We start from the raw sequence: 17822 nt of genomic DNA, 5'->3' as shown, positions 1-17822 counted from the left end.
GCCATCGGGCATAGCCGCCATCAGTTCGCCCGGCCCTCGCCCATCGCCCTCAGGTAGAGCGATTCCGTTTGCTCTGCCATGGCATTGACCGTGAGTTTTTCGCGGGCAAATGCCATGGCCGGTTGCTGGCTCTGCTTCAGTGCCTCCAGATCAGCGAGCGCCCGCGCTATCAGCTCGGCAAGGTCCCGATCCCGATGGCCAGTGCTGAGAGACGTTTCTGGGAGAATGTCCCGTGGTCCAGATACCGGAGTTGAGACAACAGGGCAACCACCAAGAAGGGACTCCGCCAGCACATAGGGAAAACCTTCCCGCTCGGAACTGATTACCGTCAATTCGGCCCTGTCGTAGATGGGCGCCAGATTTTCCCGGAAACCTGCCAGAGTGATCGAGTTTTCCAGTTTCAGCTGGCGAATCAACTGTTCAAGCTGTGACTGCTGGCTGCCCTCGCCAAAAATAGTCAGATGACAGTGATCTGCGGTGCTGCCGAGCATGGCCCAGGCTCTGATCAGCGCATCAAAGCCTTTGACGGTTTCGAGTCGTCCCACGGCGATGACATTGGTGACTCCCGAGGGGAGCTTTGGGCCAGCGACGGTTTTCATTCGTTGGTCCCTGGGCTCCACACCGTTGTAGATCAGGTGTTTTCTGGGGTGTCGCAGGGACGCCAGAATCCGGGGGCTTACGGCAATGACTTCGTCGAGTCGATCAAATGCCTTGTGACTGGACTTGGTGCCGTGCACCGTACCGACCCATGCGCTGGCAAGTTTTCCGGTTTTGGCTACCAGTTGCGCAGCCTTGTTGCCCTGGGCGTGAACAATATCGGGTGACAGTTCGCGAAGGCGCCTTCGGAGGGCAAGCTGAAGCCAGAGATTCCGTCGCCCGAGTTGAACCGGCAGTGGATGAAACTGGACGCCGGCAGGGAATCTGTCCCGATAGGTTTTATGGCCGATCACATAGACGCTATGCCCACGGTCGGCCAGCGCTTTCGCCAGATCCGCAGTGTGCTTTTCCATGCCGCCCCAGGTTGTGCCGGGCGTGGCAATCAGCAGGGCAATCGTTAATCGGCGCGGTGACGTCATGATCGATCGGCGGCGCTCTTCAGAACCATCTCATAGACTTTCAGGCTCGCTTCGGTCTGTGCTTCCAGACGGAACCGGTAGGGGATCTCGATGACCGGAGGCTCGGTATCCAGCATACGCAAAACGGCCTGAGCGAATTCTTCGACGTTGTCTGGCGTCACCAGTCCATCCCTGAAGCACGCCTGCAGGGTTTCCGCCGCGCCGCCCCGGTTGTAGGCCACAACTGGTGTTCCTGAGGCCAGGGCTTCGGTCACTGTCCGGCCAAAGGGCTCGGGCTTGGTGCTCATATGGCAGACTACGTCGGAGAGCAGGTACAGGTTGGTCATGTCATTGCGCTGGCCCAGAAAGCTGACATTTTCGGTCAGGCCCAATCGCGACCGTTCCTTCTCCAGTTCATCAAGGAAATGCTCTTTGCCGGGTTCTGCGCCACCCACAATAATGCCGTGGCAATCAGGCCGCGCCTTCACCAGCTTCGCCATCATGGCCAGGAAGTCCAGCTGGCCTTTCCAGCGGGAAATCCGCCCCGGCATCATGATGATTTTTTTGCCGGCAAGCTGCGGATACTGACGGAACCAGCGGTCGAGCCATTGTTGTGGAAGCTCCCGCTGATGAAAGGCATCCACATCCACACCCCTCTGGATGACCGTCAGTTTTTCCTCGGGGACCGGGTAATTGTTCATCACGTAATCCCGCACGCACTGGGAGACTGCGATTATGTGATCGGCGCGGGTCATGATGGCGCTATAGGGTGTTACCGAGTACATGCCGTGGAAGGTTGAGACAACCGCCGGTCGCTCGTGCCTCGGGATGCTTTTCAGGGCCAGGAAGATAATCCAGGCGGGCATGCGGGAGCGAACATGAACAATGTCCGGCTTCAGTTCAATGAGCAGTTTTCGCATCGGCAGGATCTGCCCGAAGGAGGCGGGACTCTTCCTGTGTATCGGCATGAAAATATGCTTCGAACCTTGCCCCCGCAGTTGCTCGGCCATGGGGCCACCCTTGGAGACAACAAAGGATTCGTGGCCACGTTTGACGAGATCGGCGGCAAACTCAACGGTGCCTCGCTCCACCCCGCCACTGTACAGTGCCGGAAGTGCCTGAAGAATTCTCAAGGTTGGTTCCCCTTGTGCAGGCGTTGACTGGTTTTCTGGTTCTTTGCGAGCAATCCGTTTTCGATGACCCAACGCGCCGCGCGGTTGGCTTCCCAGAGCGACCGGTCGTGGTCGGCCCGGCCTGCCATAACGCTGGCGTGGTCGGTCCACTGGGCAACATACCCGCTCCGTACCAACCGTTCCACACCTTCCACAACGCGGCTCCCGGATCTGGCAGGCAACTCGAAAAGGCCCGTTGGTACCCCGGAGGTTGCCGCCTCACAAACCATGGACATGCTGTCCGGGGTGACCCAGACCGCTCGCGAGGCCGACAATTGATGGCTCAGCCAGTCCTCGTGGGTCTCGTCCGGATGAACAACGGTAATCCGCAGCCCGGCCATTTCGTCAAGGCGTTCCTGCATGGGCTCTGGTGTTCTCCGGGAGGTGCTGATGGTCCACCGCCAGTCGGGGTAATGACCGATCAGGTGGGATATCTGGCCGAGGACAACATCGTCGTCCCAATCGAAATGGGGGGAAGGCCCGCCAATCAGGAGTAGTGCTTCCCGTTTCTCGGTGATTCTGGCCAGGGGGGTGATGGTATTCAGAACGCCCTCGGTTAGCAGTACCCGCGGGCCTGGATGGACGCGATCATGGGCCGGAATCAGTGCGCCGCTGACCAGAGACAGCGGGAATGCGGGCTTCATGATGACTAGTGACCGGCTTCCACGAAGTTTTCGCAGCGCAAGCAATAGTCGATGCGTGCCGGATCCTGCCGCGACGACAAGATCGGGGCGCGGCAATGACTCCTGCATGCGCGGTGGCGATCCCAGGACGGCCCGCCAGAGCGGAATTTTCATGGCGGAGGCGTCGACCCAGTAGGTGCTTGCGCCGGTCAGGACGCGAAGCCGGTTGCCAAGCCCCTTCAGCTGGTTCCGGTGGCCAGGTTTGCTGTCTGTCAGAAGCCACACCACCGGTGTGGATGCATCCTGCGTTCTGGACTCTGATTTGGCCATGGTGTTCCGGCATGCACTGCCGGCCTCCGTATTGCCAGGGTTCTGGGTTACCGGCGTTTGTAGAAGCCAGGGTCGTTCTCGTCCGGACGGGTCTTGAATCGTCGATGCATCCAGAGATACTGATCAGGCGCTCGCCGCACCTCTCGCTCGATAGTCTGGTTGATCAGCGTTGCATCCTGAAGATCATCCCCACTGGGGAAGTTCTCAAGGGCCGGGTGGAAATATATGTCGTAACCCGGTCCATCGTCGCGCCGGAAATGACTGAACGGAACCACCTTGCATCCGCTGCGCTCCGCAATTCTGGATGTGGCGGTAATAGTGCCCGCCGGTATGCCAAAGAATGGAGCAAAAACAATATCCTTACGGCCATAATCCTGATCGGTGGCATACCAGACCGCACGGTTCTTCTTGAGGCTGCGGAACAACCCTCGGAGGTCTCTCGCGCCCAGCACAGTTCCGTATCGGCGTTCCCGGGCCCTCGTCATGACCGCGTTCATCAACGGATTGTTGTGATCCCGTTGCATAACGTCTGCTTCAATGAATTCGGTTACCAGGCTGCCGCCGAGATCCAAGGTGCTGTAATGCCCCCCCAGTAACAAAACGCCTTTGCCATGGGCCAGGGCTTCCTCGAAGTGTTCAAGGCCATGGACTCGGGTGATGCCCGTGAGTTTCGCCGGATCACGAAACCAGGCAATGCCAAGTTCCAGCAGGCCGATACCATTGGCGATAAAGGCATTGCGAACCAGCGCTGATTGCTGGGCGGCTGTAAGTTCCGGGAAGCACAGACGGATGTTCACCTGGGCGATGTGCCGACGACTGCCGGCAAGGCGGAGCGCCAACAGCCCCGCCAGTTTGCCCAGCCACCACTGAACGCGGATCGGGAGCCGTGACACACACCACATGAGGGATATGGCTATCCACGTGGGCCACCATCGGGGATGACGGTAGGCGGAGTAATCTGTGTTTCGCGGCAATTTGCGGTATTTCTTTTTCACGTAAAGAGGGTCCTGCCAGGTCTCAGTCGATCAACGGTGACACAATGGCCCAAGCGATCAATCGGAAGCAAATCAATAGGTTTTGCGCTATGATAGCGCACTGTTTTGCCCGGAGTCCTGTGTGCTGCAATTTATCTATTCCCAGCTTATTCGGCTGATTCTGCCGTTCATCCTGCTACGCCTGTGGTGGAACGGACGTCGAGCTCCGGATCTCAGGCGCAACTGGTACCAGCGCCTTGGCATTGTGCCCAGGGCAAGCGGAACGGTGGTGTGGGTTCATGCCGTTTCGGTAGGTGAAACCATCGCGGCTGCGCCAATGGTCCGACGTCTGCTGGTCCGGAACCCGGGTATCACCATCCTGATGACAGCCATGACTGACACAGGCCTGGCTCAGGCGCGCAAGATGTTCGGTGATCAGGTGCAGTACGCCTACGCACCCTATGACACGCCCGGTGCCATCCGACGCTTCCTCGACCGTGCCAATCCCCGGATTCTGGTTATTATGGAGACCGAAATCTGGCCGAACATGATTCGCCAGTGTCGAGCACGTCGGGTTCCCGTGTTTTTGATCAATGCCCGCCTGTCAGAGCGGTCCGCGCGGGGATACGAGCGTATTCGCGGCCTTGCCGCTCCTATCATGCGCAGTATCAGTTGGGTGGCGGCCCAGGCGGAGAAAGACGCTGAGAGGTTCCGGCGAATCGGCGTTGCACCGGCCAAAGTCGCTGTCACCGGTAGCGTGAAATTTGACGTTGATATTCCGGAGGACGTGCGGGCAGCTGCCAGGACGCTCCGGCAGAAGCTGGCGGGTAGACCGGTCTGGATTGCCGGCAGCACCCATGGCAACGAAAATGATCAACTGATTGCCGCCCATGTGAAAGTGTTGGAAAAGCATCCGGACGCGCTGCTTATCCTGGTACCGAGGCATCCCGATCGTTTTGAGCCCGTGGCGGAAAAGACCTTGAAGGAAGGACTGGTGCTGGCACGACGGTCGATGGGAGAAGACCCGGCCGGGGCTCAGGTCTACCTCGGTGATACCATGGGGGAGTTGATGATGCTCTACGGCGCCAGCGACCTGGCGTTTGTTGGCGGCTCGCTGATCGAGCGCGGTGGCCATAATCCACTGGAACCCGCCGGTTGGGGAATTCCCGTGTTTTCAGGTCCTCACTTCTTCAATTTCGAGACAATCTACCAGCGTCTGCTGGATGACCGGGGCGTAAAACTGGTTTCCGATGCAGACGATCTGGCCGCTCATGTGTCGTCGCTGTTTAGTGATCACCGGGAGCGCGAGGCGATTGGTCTTCGGGCATTGGAGGTTGTGAACAAGAACCGCGGGGCGCTCGACAAAGTGGTGGACGGGATTATTGAGCGGGTTTGACCCATTACCCATTGCTCAGATAGGAAGTTGGCGGGCCGGAGGGCCCGCCCTTAGTGTCACTGGGCCGGGTCGTTCAGGGTTTCTTCCTCATTTGCCAGGGCTTCGATCCCGGGTGCGGCCGCGCTCAGCCAGTTGTTCAGCTCAATCAGGTCTTGAGGGCTAAGGGTTCCTGCAGCCTGCTTCAACTGAAGCGAGTTGATCACATAGTCGTAGCGGGCGTTCGCATAGTCTCGCAGGGCAACGTAATAGGCTCGTTCGGCGTCCAGCACCTCCACGATGTTCCGTGTTCCTACCTCATAGCCTGCGCGGGTGGCATCAAGGGCGCTGCGCCGTGAAACGATGGTCTGCTCAAGTGCCGACGCGGTTTCAACGTTGTTGTTGACTGTCAGAAAAAGGCTTCGGGTGTTCACTCGGACATCGCGGCGAACGGTATTCAGTGACTGTTCCGCAACCGTTACCAATGAACGTTGCTGGCGAACGCCCGCCTGTGTGCCACCGCCATTATAGAGCGGCACATTCAGGGTCAGGCCGATGGTCCCGCGTGTGGTGGTGCCATCCTGCTGACTGGTGATGGGCGCGTTGGCGGCGTCAATGCCGCTGAGGTCTGTTTTCCCATAGGACGCATTCAAGTCGACCGTTGGGTAATGCCCGGCCTTGGCTTCCCGTAGACCCGCCTCACTGGCATTGAGCTCGAAGAGTGCAGACTGGATCGACCAGTTCTGCTCAAGGGCAGTTGCTTCCCAGGCTGACGGATCCATGGGATCCGGGCGGCCCAAGGGGAAGTTCTGGCGTAGATTGTCCAGCTCTTCAGCGTACTCGCCAGTCAGCCGGGCCAGTTGTTCCCGGGCAACATTCAGCTGGTTTTCGGCTGCGATGCGCTGGCTTTTGCTGTCGTCGTAGCTGGCGCGGGCCTCATAGACCTCTGTAATTGCAATCAGGCCGACATCAAAGCGTTCCTGCGCTTGCTCGTACTGGCGCTGGATGGCAGCTTCAGTTGCCCGGGCCGTGGTGACGGTATCCCGGGCCCTCAGCACATTGAAGTACGCAGTAGCAACATCCAGGATCAACTGTTGTTGGGCGAGATTGTATTCGGCCCGCGCCGATTCTGTCTGGAACTTGCTGGCGTCGTAACGGAACCAGGCGTCGGCCCGGAAAAGTGGCTGGGTAAGTTGTACGCCGTAGTTCAGTTCCCGGTAGCTGTTATCCTGGTTGGGACCATCCACATCGATGTAGTTGCCCTCACCGAAGGCGCCGATCTGGGGTAGCAATGCGCTTTGGCTGACATCGCTTGCTGCCTGCTGCGCTTCAAAGCTTGCCCTGGCAGCGGCAATACCGGAGTCGTAGGAAAGTGCTTTCTCATAGGTCTCGACCAGATCCATGGAAAGGACGGGCTGGGCCGCCATGAGGCCAATTAGTCCGGAAAGCAATCGCTTTTTCATTCTGTCTCCTGAATACGGTTACGCATCTTTGCCCGGTATCCGGGGCGCGTGTCGGGCTGGTAGACACGCTGCTTCGCCCCGATTGTTTCATGGGCCGACGGGTCTGGTTGGCCATTATGGACAATAAATGCCCGCAGCTCTACACTTGCAAATGGCACCCATTCTGGGTGTCATGCTTTACAGATTCGCGTCTTGACGGGGTGCTGGTCTGCTTTCTGAAGAATTGGAAGCAACCGGCTGAGATTGCATCGCAGAACCCGCGACCTGATCCGGATAATACCGGCGTAGGGATTTAAGACCACAGTGCTGACCGACCATAATTCCTCTGGTGAGGAAGAGTGTCCACGGCTCCGTCATACGCGACCCGAAATCCAAAAATTGTTCCGGGAGCGAATGATGAACGACTTGCCTGATTACCTCAGCGATTCCGCCCAGGTGGATTCCGCCGCGATCAAACCCCTGCCAAGTTCACGTAAAATTTACGTACAGGGTAGCCGACCCGATCTACGGGTGCCCATGCGGGAAATTACCGTGCAGGACACGCCCACTGAAATGGGCGGTGAAAAGAATCCGCCGGTGGTGGTGTACGACACCTCGGGCCCCTACACCGATCCGGAAGCCACCATTGACCTGCGCAAGGGCCTCAAGCCTCTGAGGGCCGAGTGGATTGCCGAGCGCGGTGATGTGGAGCAACTGCCCGGCTATTCTTCGGAATTCACCCGCCGTCGGATGAAAGATCCGCAGCTCGATCCGCTGCGGTTCATGGATGAGCGCAAACCGCTGCGTGCCAAACCCGGGCAGAACGTTTCCCAGATGCATTATGCCCGTCAAGGTATTATTACCCCGGAGATGGAGTACATCGCCATCCGGGAGAACATGAAACTGCAGGAGGCCCGGGAACAGGGGTTGCTGAAAGACCAGCATCCCGGTCAGTCCTTCGGCGCCAATCTGCCGCCGGAAATTACCCCAGAATTTGTCCGCGACGAAGTGGCCAGAGGGCGCGCGATTATCCCCGCCAATATCAACCACCCGGAAATCGAACCGATGATCATCGGCCGCAATTTCCTGGTGAAGATCAACGGTAATATCGGCAACTCCGCCGTCAGTTCTTCCATCGAAGAGGAAGTGGAGAAGCTGACCTGGGGCATCCGCTGGGGCGCCGACACCATCATGGATCTGTCCACCGGCAAGAATATCCACGAAACCCGGGAATGGATCATCCGCAACTCCCCGGTGCCCATCGGCACCGTGCCGATTTACCAGGCTCTGGAAAAAGTTGGCGGCGTGGCCGAAGACCTGACCTGGGAAATCTTCCGGGATACGCTGATTGAACAAGCGGAGCAGGGGGTGGATTACTTCACCATCCACGCGGGCGTACGCCTTCACCATGTGCCCATGACTGCAAAACGCACGACCGGCATCGTCTCCCGGGGCGGCTCTATCATGGCCAAGTGGTGCCTGGCTCACCACAGGGAAAGCTTCCTGTACGAGCACTTCGAAGACATCTGCGAAATCATGAAGGCCTACGATGTGTCATTCAGCCTTGGCGACGGTCTGCGGCCCGGCTCCATTGCCGATGCTAACGATGCGGCTCAGTTCGGCGAACTGGAAACCCTGGGTGAACTCACCAAAATCGCCTGGAAACACAATGTGCAGTGCATGATTGAGGGGCCGGGGCACGTGCCGATGCATCTGGTGAAGGAGAACATGGACAAGCAGCTCGAATGCTGCGACGAAGCGCCTTTCTACACCCTGGGGCCGTTGATCACTGACATCGCCCCCGGATACGACCACATCACCTCCGGCATCGGCGCCGCCATGATCGGTTGGTACGGCTGTGCCATGCTCTGCTATGTCACACCCAAGGAGCACCTGGGCCTGCCGAACAAGGACGACGTGAAAACCGGCATCATTACCTACAAGATCGCCGCCCATGCAGCCGACCTGGCCAAAGGGCATCCAGGCGCCCAGATTCGCGACAACGCCCTCTCCAAGGCCCGTTTCGAGTTCCGCTGGGAAGATCAGTTCAATCTGGGGCTGGATCCGGACACCGCCCGCGCCTACCACGACGAAACCTTGCCGAAGGAATCCGCGAAGGTGGCGCATTTCTGCTCCATGTGTGGTCCGAAGTTCTGCTCCATGCAGATTTCCCAGGAAGTTCGGGATTATGCAAAGGAACACGGCCTGGATGAAGTATCTGCGGTGGATGCCGGCATGCAGGAGAAATCCCGCGAGTTCGTGGAGTCTGGCAGTAAGCTGTACGACAAGGTTTGAGCTTGAAGTAATACCCAACTAAAGGCTATCGTTCCAAGTCGATTCAACGACCGGACAAAAAATGGCCAAACCGTTCCAGTTCAAAGCCAGCGACGTCAATGTCGAAAAACGTGAAACCGTCTTCCAGGGCTTTTTCCGAATGGATAAGCTCTGGTTGACCCATCCGCGTTTTGATGGCCGGGATATGCCCGTATTTACCCGCGAACTCTTTATTCGTGGCGATGCTACCTGCGTGCTCCCCTACGATCCGGAACGGGATGAAGTGGTTCTGCTGGAACAGTTTCGCCTGGGTGCACTGGGGCGCGACCAGTCCCCATGGTTGCTGGAGCTGGTGGCCGGCATGAACGAGGACGGTGAGAGCCCGGAAGAGGTGGCGCAGCGGGAAGGTCAGGAAGAGGCCGGGCTAACATTTGAACCGCTGGAAAAAATCTGCGATTACCTGGTGTCCCCGGGTGGCAGCACCGAGATGATTCACCTTTACTGTGGCCGAGTGAGCACCGAAGACGCTGGCGGGCTCTATGGTATGGAGCATGAGCACGAGGACATACGCGCCCATGTGGTATCTTCGGACGAAGCTATAGCGATGATCCACGATGGCCGTATCAACAACGCGGCCGCCATCATTGCTCTCCAGTGGCTCGAACTGAATCGGGCCCGTTTGAGGAAAAGGTGGCAGTAATGGGTGAATGGACCATGAAGCCCAAGCGGTACGTTCCGGATCTGAGGCAACTTGGTGCCCTGTGTGACGGGAACTATCAGCGGCTCCAGAAATTGCGGCAGCTGGAGGTAGACGGTAAGCCTGTCTGCGAGTTCGAGCTGCATCGGGAAAACCACTATCTGGGACGAGTCCGGATTCAGGTGCTCCAGACTGCAAGATTTACGGAAACTCTGTTGCTTGAGCAGGTTCACAATTCCGGGCGCTGGCTCAATAATCCTCAAATGACCGTGCGGGTCTACCACGATGCCAACATGGCCGAAGTGATCAGCTGTTACCGTGATCGCCAGATTGCCCCCGTCAATGACTACCCCAACCGCTTCATGCACCATCCCGACGAGAAGGTGCAGGTCAACGGTTTCCTGGCCGATTGGCTGGATTACTGTCTTCGGTTTGGACACCTGCCCATGGAACACGCGGCCTGGTCCGCCGGTGAAGGCGTCGACTGAGACGGTCTAAGTGCCTTATCCCGTACTAAAGTGGTGTGGCTATGGCGCGCCGATGTGCCATAGTTGTCAAAAATTGCAATATTTCGCCAAAGTCTGGCCAGAATGTGACTCCGGTTCGATTCCAATGTGATAAATCCGCCAACCGGCGTCGTACACTTGGGTGAATCCCACGCATTGCCAGTGAGTAGATCCAGAAAGCCATGACCACGAAGGAAGAAGCCCGCCCACTGCGGGTGCTGCAGCTGACTGATCCACACCTTATGGCGCGTGCCGATGGAGATCTGTTGGGCGTCAGAACCCGTGAAAGCCTGCAGGCGGTTATCGCGGAAGTGCTGAAGGTACACGGCCAGCCGGATCTGATTCTGGCTACCGGGGATCTTGCCCAGGATGGGTCCGTGGAGGCGTACCGCGTATTTGGCGAGAGCCTGAAGGTGTTTTCCTGTCCGTCAGTCTGGATCGCCGGTAATCATGATCACGCGGACAACCTGGCTAAAGTCGCCGGAAAATATGATGCCTGCGACCGGCATGTGATGCGGGGAGGGTGGCAGTTTGTCATGCTGGATTCCTCAGTGCCCGGCAAGGTTTTCGGGGCCCTGGCCGACTCAGAGCTGGACTTCCTGGCCGGAACCCTGGAACAGCATCCGGATCTTCCGGCAGTCGTTGCCTTGCATCACCACCCGGTAGATATCGGTTCTGACTGGATGGAAAAAATAGGGCTTACCAACCGGGATGCCTTTTGGCAGGTGGTTGATCGCTTTCCTCAGGTTCGGATCGTGCTTTGGGGACATATTCACCAGGAACATGAGCGCGAACGCAAAGGCGTGCGGCTGATGGCCACGCCGTCTACCTGTATCCAGTTTACCTCCGGTTCCAGCAAGTTCTCGGTCGAGGATCTTCCCCCCGGGTACCGTTGGTTCGAATTCCACGAATCCGGGAACTTCTCTTCGGAAGTTCGCCGGGCAAAAGATTTCCAGTTCGAACTGGATCAGAACAGTACCGGCTACTGAGTACCTTCAGCCAATTCCCAAGCGGCAGCGACGGTGCCCGTCAAGGCAGGAAAGCCTCTTCCTGTTGACCATATTTGGAGTGTCTATGATCGAGCGGAGCCACCTTGAGATTCTCAGGGCGGTCAATCAGCAGGGTTCGCTGACTGCGGCGGCGGAGAGCCTGCATCTTACCCAGTCTGCACTCAGTCATTCCATTCGTAAGCTGGAGCAGCAGCTGGGAACCGATATCTGGGTGCGGGAAGGGCGGCAGTTACGACTGACCCAGTCGGGAGAATACTTGCTGTCACTTGCCAACAGGCTGTTGCCGCAGATGGAGCATGCGGAGATGCTGATTGATCAGTTTGCCAAGGGACAAAGGGGTACGCTGCGTATCGGGATGGAATGCCACCCCTGCTACCAATGGCTGCTGAAAGTGGTCGGGCCCTATCTTGTGAGCTGGCCGGGCGTGGACGTGGACGTCAAACAGAAATTCCAGTTCGGTGGCATTGGAGCACTGTTTGGTCACGACATCGATATGCTGGTAACTCCGGACCCCCTGCACCGTCCGGGTCTGGTCTTCGAACCCGTGTTCGACTATGAGCAGGTGCTGGTAGTGGCTGAAGACCATGCTCTGGCGGGCAAGGCATGGGCGGAACCTGAGGATCTGGAGAAAGAAACCCTGATTACCTACCCGGTTGAGATCGAGCGTCTGGATATCTACACCCGGTTCCTGTTGCCGGCGCATGCCAGTCCGGCGCGGCATAAAACCATTGAGACCACCGACATCATGCTGCAGATGGTCGCCGCAGGCCGCGGTGTAGCGGCGCTTCCGCGGTGGCTGGTTGAAGATTACGGTGCCCGGATCCCGGTTCGAGCGGTACAACTGGGCGAGGCTGGAATTCCCAAGCAGATTTTCCTTGGGCTTCGGGAGCGTGATCGGGAGGTGGATTACCTGAATTCGTTCATGAAGCTGGCACGTGAGGTTCGCTGGAGTTAACGTCTTCAGTTAAACTGCGCAAAAAATTCGTTCAGGAAACCAGATTATGAGTGAGATACCCGCAGACCTGAAATACATTGAGACTCATCAATGGGTTCGCGTGTCTGATGACGGCACGGCGACGGTTGGCATTACCGATTTTGCCCAGGAGCAACTGGGTGATGTGGTCTATATCGGTGTTCCGGATGTGGGCGTCACCGTTAACGGTGGAGAGGAAGCTGGCGTAGCGGAGTCTGTGAAGTCGGCTTCGGACGTGTTCAGCCCGGTGACCGGAGAGGTGATCGAAGTGAATGAGAGCCTGGAAGATGAGCCGGAGAAGGTCAATGAGGATCCTTATGGCGACGGGTGGTTGTACAAGGTGAAGCTGGCGGATGCGGGCGAGCTGGATGGTCTGATGGACTCCGCCGCTTACGCGGAGCATGTGGCTGCCGAGGAATAATCCCTCGTTAATTCTTTCCCAGGTCATCTCTATGAATTTTCCGGTTCTGTATCTTCGAAAAGGCGCGGAGCGCCGTCTCCGTGCTGGCCATCTCTGGGTATACAGTAATGAAGTGGACACCCGTCGCAGCCCGCTGACGGATTTCGAGGCTGGTGTCCAGGCGGAGCTTCGGGCCTCCAATGACAAGCCTTTGGGGACGGTGTTCGTGAATCCCCATGCGCTGATTTGCGGCCGGCTGATCAGTCGGGACCCGGGCCATGGTATGACGCCGCAGCGGTTAACCCAGCGGATGGAAGCTGCGCTTGAGCTGCGGGAGCGGCTTTTCGACAAGCCATACTATCGCTGGGTGTTTGGCGACAGTGATGGTCTTTCAGGGCTGGTGGTCGACCGTTTTGATTCCAAGGTGGTGGTTCAGATCTCCACGGCTGGTATGGAGGCGATGAAGGACGCGGTTGTTCGGGCTATTCAGCGCCTGGCACATCCGGAGGCGATCATCCTCAAAAACGACGGCAAGATGCGCAAGGTCGAGGGGCTGGATACCTACGTGGAGCAGGCCCATGGTGTTGAAGTCAGTCTTCTGGAAGTGGAGGAGAACGGTGTCCGGTTCGAGGTACCTTTGGAAGGTGGCCAGAAAACGGGTTGGTTCTATGACCACCGGATGAATCGCGCCCGTTTGCAGGCCTACGCGCCGGGTAAGCGGGTTCTGGATGTGTTCAGTTATGTCGGGGGCTGGGGCATCCAGGCAGCCTGTGCTGGAGCCGCCCAGGTGACCTGTGTGGACAGCTCCGCGGGTGCCATTGATTCAGTGCACCACAATGCCAGGCTCAATGGCCTGGACAATGTGGAAACCATTGAGGGCGATGCCTTCGAGGCGCTGAAGGCGCTGGCTGATGAGAAGGAAAAGTTTGATGTGGTGGTTCTTGATCCGCCGGCACTGATCCCCCGGCGCAGGGACCAGAAGGCCGGGGAAGAGGCTTATGCCCGCCTGAACCAGTTGGGGCTGCGTTTGCTGGAGCGCGATGGAATTCTGGTAAGTGCCTCCTGCTCGATGCACCTGTCACAGGAAAAACTGATCGATATCATCCGGGGCAGCGGCCGGAAGATCGACCGCTTCGTCCAGTTGCTGGAGCAGGGGCATCAGGCGCCGGATCATCCCGTGATTCCGGGCATTCCCGAAACCGATTACATCAAATCCTGCTTTGTACGCTCCCTGACCGGGTTTTTCTGAGCAGTTGAAGTCGGGCTCAGATGAACTCTTTCATCTGAGCCTCTATTTACGTCTTAGCCCCGCAGAGACATCACTTTCCAGCCGGCATCCCGGGCATATTGCTCCAGGGTCGGGTCCGGATCGACGGCTACCGGGTTGTCCACTTTTTTCAGCAGCGGCAAGTCATTGTGGGAGTCGCTGTAGAACCAGGCCCCCTCAAGTGTCCTGTTATGGGCATTCAGCCAGTCATCCAGTCGCGTGACCTTGCCATCCTGAAAGCTCGGGGTGCCGGCCACTTCGCCTGTATAACGGCCGTTGACAAGCTCGGGCTCGGTGGCGATCAGATGTTCGATGCCGAGGGCCTCGGCAATGGGTTCAGTCACAAAACGGTTGGTGGCAGTAATGATCATCAGGGTGTGACCCTGCTCCCGGTGGCTGTCCAGCAGCGTATCTGCAGTGGCCTGCATCATGGGGCGCACTTTTTTCTCCATAAAGGCTTCCCGCCACGCGAGTAGCTCTTCCATGTTGTGACTGGCCAACGGCTGAAGGGCAAACCCCAGGTAGTGGAGGATGTCCAGCTCGCCGTTCAGGTATTCCTGATAAAACCGGTCGTTCGCCCGGCGGTATTCCTCGGCATCAACAATGCCTTCCTCTACCAGAAATTCGCCCCAGGCGTGGTCGCTGTCGCCGGCCAGAAGGGTGTTGTCCAGATCAAAAATTGCGAGCGTCAAGCGGTTACCTCCGGTGATCACAGGGCTTGCAGTAAAGGGCCAAGTCTATCATGACCTGTCCCCAACGGCTCCGTTTGCCGAACCCTTGGGATTCTGTAAGAATGAGAGCAACTTGGACAATTCCGACCGGTGAATTTTTGACCGGTCCACCGACTTTTGAGAGGACTGTGCCGTGATCGATTCAGACGGTTTCAGACCCAACGTCGGAATCATTCTGGCCAATCACAGAGGAGAAGTTCTCTGGGCAAGGCGAATAGGGCAGGACTCCTGGCAGTTCCCCCAGGGCGGAATCAAACATGATGAATCCCCCGAGGACGCACTGTACCGGGAGCTTGGAGAGGAAATCGGCCTGTGTGCAAACGATGTGGAAATCATCAGTTGCACCCGAGGCTGGCTGAGGTATCGACTCCCGAGGAGGATGGTACGCCAAAACTCCCACCCCGTCTGTGTGGGCCAAAAACAGAAATGGTTCCTGCTGAGGATGTTATCGCCGGACGCGCAGGTTTGCGTGGACGGTACGGATTCACCGGAGTTTGATGGCTGGCAATGGGTAAGTTACTGGTATCCATTGGGCCAGGTGGTCTCATTCAAGCGAGAAGTGTATCGACGCGCGCTGAGAGAGCTTGCCCCACGGCTGTTCTATAACATGGAGCAGTGGCACAGGGCGGAGCAGAGCCAGCGTTTACAGGAACACCAGAAATGACGGACTGACACCGCCATGCTGAGCATTCTGCGAAGTCTAGTACAAGAGGTAAACAGCGCCCGCGATCTGCAGGAGGCGCTGGATATCATTGTATCGAGGGTGCAGAAGGCCATGGGCACCGAGGTGTGTTCCGTTTACCTGTTGGATCCAGCCACCAACCGCTACATTCTGATGGCCACCGAAGGCCTGTACCGCAAGGCGGTTGGCCAGGTGAGCCTGGCCTATTCCGAGGGCCTCGTTGGCCTGGTTGGTTCCCGTGAGGAGCCGATCAATCTGGAAGACGCACCGTCTCATCCACGCTATCGCTATTTCCCGGAGACAGGGGAGGAGCGGTTTCGTTCTTTCCTCGGTGTTCCGATCATTCACCATCGCCGGGTATTGGGCGTTCTCGTTGTTCAGCAGCGGGAGAGTTCTCGGTGTTTTGATGAGGGTGAAGAGGCGTTCCTGGTAACCGTTTCCGCGCAGCTGGCAGGAGTTATCGCCCACAGTGAAGCCACCGGTGCCATCAGCGGTCTCTCCCTGACCGGTGAGGAGGCTCATGATGTCAGCTTCAATGGCGTTCCGGGTGCACCGGGGGTAGCCATCGGCAGTGGTGTTGTCGTTTATCCATCCGCGGACCTTGATGTGGTGCCTGAAAAGCCCACCGACGATATTGATCAGGAGCTGGCGCTTTTTGAAGCTTCGGTCAAAGCGGTCAGGGGGGATATTGAGCGGGTGGCAAAGCGTCTGGCTTCACAGCTACGTCCGGAAGAGCAGGCCCTGTTCGATGTCTACCTGAGAATGCTGGGTGACGATGCAATGCCCGGTGAGGTGGCAAACAAGATTCGGGAAGGTATCTGGGCCCAGGGTGCCCTGAAGCAGGTGGTTCAGCAATATATCCGTCACTTCGAGATGATGGATGATCATTATCTCCAGGAACGTGCTGTTGATATCCGGGATCTCGGCCGTCGCCTTCTGTCTCACCTGCAAGAAGGTGAACAGAAACACCTGAATTATCCTGAGCGCACAGTGCTGGTCAGCGAGGAGCTGACGCCTGCCATGCTTGGCGAGGTTCCGAAAGGGCAACTCGTCGGTCTGGTGTCGGTCAAAGGCTCCAGTAACTCCCATGTGGCTATCCTTGCCAGGGCCATGGGCGTTCCTACGGTTATGGGGCTGGTGGACATTCCGGTAAACCAGCTCGACGGCAAGGAACTGGTTGTCGACGGCTTTGAGGGCCAGATATTTGCCTCACCGTCTGCTGATCTCCGCTCCTATTATCAGGCGATCTGCGATGAAGAAGACGAGCTGATTCGGGGGCTTGAGGTACTCAAGGACAAGCCCTGTGAAACGACCGATCACCATCGGGTTTCACTTCTGGTGAACACCGGGCTGATGACCGACGTTGTCCGCTCACTTTCCCACGGCGCTGAGGGTATCGGTCTGTATCGGACTGAAGTGCCTTTCATGATCAAGGATCGGTTTCCCTCCGAGCAGGAGCAGCGGGAGTATTACCGTGAGCAGCTCGAGGCCTTCGCGCCCAGCCCGGTGACCATGCGCACGCTGGATATTGGCGGCGACAAGGCGCTGACTTATTTCCCCATCCAGGAGGAGAACCCGTTCCTCGGCTGGCGCGGGATACGGGTTACCCTGGACCATCCGGAAATCTTCCTGGTGCAGGTCCGGGCCATGCTCAAGGCCAGCGAGGGGCTGAACAACCTTCAGATCATGCTGCCGATGATCTCGAATATCTCGGAAGTGGAGGAGTCCCTGCACCTTATATATCGGGTGTACCACGAGGTTCGCGAAGAAGGCTACGACATTCATATGCCCAAAGTGGGTGTGATGGTTGAGATCCCAGCTGCCGTTTACCAGATTCGGGAGCTGGCGGACCGGGTGGACTTCCTGTCGGTTGGCTCCAACGACCTGACCCAATATTTGCTCGCGGTGGATCGCAACAATCCGCGGGTAGCCCAGCTCTATCACTCGTATCACCCGGCGGTACTTCAGGCGTTGGTTCGTATTGCCCAGGATGCGCATTCGGTCGGTAAACCAGTTGGCATCTGTGGCGAGTTGGCGGGTGATCCCGGTGGCGCGCTGCTGTTGATGGCCATGGGCTACGATTCCCTGTCCATGAACGCGGCCAGTCTGCCCAAGGTCAAGTCGGTGATTCGCAGTGTCAGTCGGGAGTGGGCCATCCAGTTGCTGGAAGATGTGCTATTGCTGGATTCGCCTCACGTTATCAAGAGCTGCGTTGATCTGGCGTTGAGGAATGCCGGTTTCGGCCGCTATCTGCGACCGGGGAAGTCGACGGCCATGGCGGTGTCGGAGGCCGCCGTCTCCTGATACAGGGGCA

At 57.9% G+C, this 17822-nt stretch carries 16 protein-coding genes and 1 riboswitch; of the genes, 10 read left to right on the top strand and 6 right to left on the bottom strand.

The window, feature by feature from the left end; all coding sequences use genetic code 11:
• Positions 1 to 20: 20 nt before the first annotated feature.
• The 4 genes from WA411_RS16680 to lpxL are packed head-to-tail and all read right to left on the bottom strand — an operon-like array spanning position 21 to position 4175.
• Positions 21 to 1076: a glycosyltransferase gene (locus WA411_RS16680; RefSeq protein WP_291909318.1), complete on the bottom strand. Its 1056-nt coding sequence runs from the start codon at positions 1074 to 1076 to the stop codon at positions 21 to 23.
• Positions 1073 to 2188: a glycosyltransferase family 4 protein gene (locus WA411_RS16675; protein WP_291909320.1), complete on the bottom strand. Its 1116-nt coding sequence runs from the start codon at positions 2186 to 2188 to the stop codon at positions 1073 to 1075. Before WA411_RS16675 ends, WA411_RS16680 begins: the two co-directional genes overlap by 4 nt.
• Entirely contained in the window at positions 2185 to 3180 is a 996-nt protein-coding gene (locus WA411_RS16670; protein WP_069185127.1) for a mitochondrial fission ELM1 family protein, read from the bottom strand. Before WA411_RS16670 ends, WA411_RS16675 begins: the two co-directional genes overlap by 4 nt.
• A 47-nt stretch (positions 3181 to 3227) precedes the next feature.
• Entirely contained in the window at positions 3228 to 4175 is a 948-nt protein-coding gene (gene lpxL, locus WA411_RS16665; protein WP_083231882.1) for an LpxL/LpxP family Kdo(2)-lipid IV(A) lauroyl/palmitoleoyl acyltransferase, read from the bottom strand.
• A 121-nt stretch (positions 4176 to 4296) separates the two neighbouring features.
• On the opposite strand from lpxL, the gene waaA reads away from it, so the two are divergent.
• A complete protein-coding gene (gene waaA / locus WA411_RS16660) occupies positions 4297 to 5550 on the top strand; it encodes a lipid IV(A) 3-deoxy-D-manno-octulosonic acid transferase (RefSeq protein ID WP_222466538.1) in 1254 nt (417 codons plus the stop codon).
• 56 nt (positions 5551 to 5606) lie between these two features.
• Here the strand turns inward: waaA and WA411_RS16655 are convergent, their stop codons facing one another.
• Complete coding sequence (locus WA411_RS16655; protein ID WP_291909326.1) at positions 5607 to 6989, bottom strand: TolC family outer membrane protein; 1383 nt, start codon at positions 6987 to 6989, stop codon at positions 5607 to 5609.
• Between the two features lie 186 nt (positions 6990 to 7175).
• Positions 7176 to 7298, top strand: a riboswitch (TPP riboswitch).
• Positions 7299 to 7385: 87 nt separating this feature from the next.
• Here WA411_RS16655 and thiC point away from each other — a divergent pair.
• The 7 genes from thiC (at position 7386) to WA411_RS16620 (ending at position 14077) form a co-directional block, all read left to right on the top strand.
• Positions 7386 to 9263 (top strand): phosphomethylpyrimidine synthase ThiC, encoded by a 1878-nt coding sequence (thiC, locus tag WA411_RS16650; protein ID WP_222466593.1) that lies wholly within the window; start codon positions 7386 to 7388, stop codon positions 9261 to 9263.
• A 61-nt stretch (positions 9264 to 9324) separates the two neighbouring features.
• A complete protein-coding gene (locus WA411_RS16645) occupies positions 9325 to 9942 on the top strand; it encodes an NUDIX domain-containing protein (RefSeq protein ID WP_291909328.1) in 618 nt (205 codons plus the stop codon).
• Positions 9942 to 10427, top strand: a complete 486-nt coding sequence (locus WA411_RS16640) for a DUF1249 domain-containing protein (protein WP_069185133.1) — start codon at positions 9942 to 9944, stop codon at positions 10425 to 10427. The genes WA411_RS16645 and WA411_RS16640 overlap by 1 nt, the downstream gene beginning before the upstream one ends.
• 200 nt (positions 10428 to 10627) lie before the next feature.
• Complete coding sequence (cpdA, locus tag WA411_RS16635) at positions 10628 to 11434, top strand: 3',5'-cyclic-AMP phosphodiesterase (RefSeq protein ID WP_291909331.1); 807 nt, start codon at positions 10628 to 10630, stop codon at positions 11432 to 11434.
• A gap of 85 nt (positions 11435 to 11519) precedes the next feature.
• Entirely contained in the window at positions 11520 to 12410 is an 891-nt protein-coding gene (locus WA411_RS16630) for a LysR family transcriptional regulator (protein WP_291909334.1), read from the top strand.
• Between the two features lie 46 nt (positions 12411 to 12456).
• Positions 12457 to 12849, top strand: a complete 393-nt coding sequence (gene gcvH / locus WA411_RS16625; RefSeq protein WP_069185136.1) for a glycine cleavage system protein GcvH — start codon at positions 12457 to 12459, stop codon at positions 12847 to 12849.
• Positions 12850 to 12880: 31 nt separating this feature from the next.
• Entirely contained in the window at positions 12881 to 14077 is a 1197-nt protein-coding gene (locus WA411_RS16620; protein WP_291909337.1) for a class I SAM-dependent rRNA methyltransferase, read from the top strand.
• 53 nt (positions 14078 to 14130) lie between these two features.
• Here WA411_RS16620 and WA411_RS16615 read toward each other — a convergent pair whose 3' ends face one another.
• Positions 14131 to 14787: an HAD family hydrolase gene (locus WA411_RS16615; protein WP_069185138.1), complete on the bottom strand. Its 657-nt coding sequence runs from the start codon at positions 14785 to 14787 to the stop codon at positions 14131 to 14133.
• A 172-nt stretch (positions 14788 to 14959) separates the two neighbouring features.
• Between WA411_RS16615 and WA411_RS16610 the strand changes: the two genes are divergently transcribed.
• Positions 14960 to 15490 (top strand): RNA pyrophosphohydrolase, encoded by a 531-nt coding sequence (locus WA411_RS16610; protein WP_136631244.1) that lies wholly within the window; start codon positions 14960 to 14962, stop codon positions 15488 to 15490.
• A 15-nt stretch (positions 15491 to 15505) separates the two neighbouring features.
• Positions 15506 to 17812 carry a phosphoenolpyruvate--protein phosphotransferase gene (gene ptsP / locus WA411_RS16605; RefSeq protein WP_153634776.1) on the top strand — a complete coding sequence of 769 codons (2307 nt, stop codon included), beginning with the start codon at positions 15506 to 15508 and terminating at the stop codon, positions 17810 to 17812.
• Positions 17813 to 17822: the final 10 nt, after the last annotated feature.

Origin of the sequence: Marinobacter sp. CH_CUG1437-1, from assembly GCF_037029655.1 — a bacterium.
Taxonomy (GTDB): Bacteria; Pseudomonadota; Gammaproteobacteria; order Pseudomonadales; family Oleiphilaceae; genus Marinobacter; species Marinobacter salsuginis.
The sequence above is the reverse complement of the archived record's forward strand: the minus strand, read 5'-3'. Positions and strand labels throughout refer to the sequence as shown.